The organism is Porticoccus sp., assembly GCF_041592135.1.
In the GTDB taxonomy this organism is placed as follows: domain Bacteria; phylum Pseudomonadota; class Gammaproteobacteria; order Pseudomonadales; family Porticoccaceae; genus Porticoccus.
This window is the reverse complement of record NZ_JBFHQR010000196.1, coordinates 1-2,781: the sequence shown is the minus strand read 5'-3', so window position 1 is coordinate 2,781 and position 2,781 is coordinate 1. Positions and strand designations below refer to the sequence as shown.

2 protein-coding genes are annotated in these 2,781 nt (G+C 57.6%); both read right to left on the bottom strand.

Going from position 1 to position 2,781, the window contains the following annotated elements:
- On the bottom strand, positions 1–1,722 hold a 1,722-nt coding region (locus ABY948_RS11980; protein ID WP_461482767.1), incomplete at its 3' end, for a PrkA family serine protein kinase.
- A gap of 265 nt (positions 1,723–1,987) precedes the next feature.
- Positions 1,988–2,781: ATP-binding cassette domain-containing protein (locus ABY948_RS11975; RefSeq protein WP_461482766.1), on the bottom strand; the 794-nt coding region annotated here is incomplete at its 5' end.

Below are 2,781 nucleotides of genomic sequence, written 5' to 3'. Positions count from 1 at the left end.
TTCGTAGCTGGTCCATTTCGGGTTCTTGCCATGGTTGGAAGCCTGTGCCCGCAGCACGAAGTTGACGATCTCACTGCGGAAATCCTTGGGATTGCTGATGCCCGCCGGTTTCTCGATTTTTTCCAGCTCGTCGTTGAGGGCGGAGCGATCGAGGATCTCGCCGGTTTCCGGGTCGCGGTATTCCTGGTCCTGAACCCAGAAATCGGCGTAGGTAACGTAGCGGTCGAACAGGTTCTGGCCATACTCGGAGTAGGATTCCAGGTAGGCGGTCTGGATTTCCTTGCCGATAAAGCTGATGTAATTCGGCGCCAGGAATTCCTTGATGGTATTCAGGTAGCGGTCGTGCAGTTCCTCGGGGAACTGCTCCTGCTCAATCTGGTTTTCCAGCACATACAGCAGGTGCACCGGGTTCGCCGCGATTTCCGTGGGATCAAAGTTGAACACCTTGGACAACACCTTGAAGGCGAAGCGGGTGGACAGTCCGGTCATGCCTTCGTCCACGCCGGCATTGTCGCGGTACTCCTGGATGGACTTGGCCTTGGGGTCGGTATCCTTGAGACTCTCGCCGTCGTAGATGCGCATTTTCGAGAAGATACTGGAGTTTTCCGGCTCTTTCAGCCGTGACAGCACGCTGAATTCCCCCAACATTTTCAGGGTGTCCGGTGCACAGGGCGCCTGCCGCAGGGAGCTGTTGTGCAGCAGCTTGCGATAGATCTCGATTTCCTCGGTGACCCGCAGGCAGTAGGGCACCTTGACGATGTACACGCGGTCGATAAAGGCCTCATTGTTTTTGTTGTTCTTGAAGTTCTTCCACTCGGCCTCGTTGGAGTGGGCCAGCACAATGCCGTCGAAGGGGATGGCGCCAATGGCCTCGGTGCCGTTGTAGTTGCTCTCCTGGGTGGCCGTCAGCAGGGGGTGCAGCACCTTGATGGGTGCCTTGAACATCTCCACGAACTCCATCAGTCCCTGGTTGGCCCGGCACATGCCGCCGGAGAAACTGTAGGCGTCCGGGTCCTGCTGCGGGAACTGTTCCAGTTTGCGGATATCCACTTTGCCCACCAGGGAGGAGATATCCTGGTTGTTCTCGTCACCGGGCTCGGTTTTGGTAATGGCGATCTGGTCGAGGATGGACGGTCGCAGTTTGACCACGCGGAACTGGTTCAGGTCGCCGTTGTATTCGTGCAGGCGTTTCACCGCCCAGGGCGACATGATGGTTTTCAGGTAGCGGGGCGGAATGCCGTACTCCTCTTCCAGGATAGGGCCGTCTTCCTGTGAGTCGAACAGCCCCAGTGGCGATTCAAATACCGGCGAACCCTTCAATGCATAAATGGGCTCTTTCTCCATCAGGGACTTCAGCCGCTCCGCCAGGGAGGACTTGCCGCCGCCCACGGGGCCGAGCAAATAGAGAATCTGTTTCTTTTCTTCCAGCCCCTGGGCGGCATGGCGGAAGAAGCTGACAATGTGCTGGATACAGTCCTCCATGCCGTAGAATTCGCCGAAGCTGGGATAGCGCTTGATGACTTTGTTGGAAAAGATTCGGCTGAGGCGGGGGTTCTTGGAGGTGTCTACCAGCTCCGGCTCACCGATGGCTTTTAGCAGTCGCTCAGCGGCTGTGGCATAGGTGGCGGGTTCTTTTTTGCACAGCGCCAAATATTCCTGGATGCTGTATTCCTCCATTTGGGCAGACTCGTAGCGTTGCTGGTAATGGCTGAAAATGGTCATAACACTCCTCCTGTCCTTGACAGTTTAGACACTGATTTATGGTATTCGCCTGCCTGGTGGCCGGGATTGGAGACCAGTGGGTTCTTCTTTAAATAGTTTTCTAAAACAGATGGTTATAGAGATTTTTTGGGAATAAAGGCGGGGCGGGAGGCTTAAACTGTTTTGTTATGACGAGGCAATGTTCTTAATACTGAGAATTGTATGGGGGTGTGCGTTCAGCAGTGCGCCAAGCCGGCCTGTAACCAGGCCAGCTTGTCAGGGGAGATTAGCCGAGCAGCCTGGCGAGAAAATGTCCGGTGTGGGAACCCGCCACCTTTGCCACCTGTTCCGGGGTACCGGTGGCGATGACCCGGCCGCCGCCGGAACCGCCCTCCGGGCCGAGGTCGACAACCCAGTCGGCGGTCTTGATCACATCCAGATTGTGTTCGATGACCACCACGGTGTTGCCGTGGTCCCGCAGCCGGTGCAGCACGCTGAGCAGTTGCTGGATGTCGTGGAAGTGCAGGCCGGTGGTGGGCTCGTCGAGAATGTAGAGGGTACTGCCGGTGTCGCGCTTGGACAGTTCCCGCGACAGTTTGACCCGCTGCGCCTCACCACCGGACAGGGTGGTGGCCGCCTGACCCAGACGGATATAGGACAGGCCCACGTCCATCAGGGTTTGCAGCTTGCGGGCAATGGCGGGCACCGCATCGAAAAATTCCCGGGCGTCCTCGACGGTCATGTCCAGCACTTCGTGGATGTTCTTTCCTTTATAACGGATCTCCAGGGTTTCGCGGTTGTAACGCTGCCCCTTGCAGACATCACAGGGCACGTAGATATCCGGCAGGAAATGCATCTCCACCTTGGTGACCCCGTCGCCCTCGCAGGCCTCGCAGCGACCGCCCTTGACGTTAAAGCTGAAACGACCCGGCTTGTAGCCCCTTGAGCGGGCTTCCTGGGTGCCGGAAAACAGTTCACGAATCGGCGTGAAGATACCGGTGTAGGTCGCCGGGTTGCTGGCCGGCGTGCTGCCAATCGCACTCTGGTCGACGACGATGCAGTGGGCGTCCTTGTAGCTCT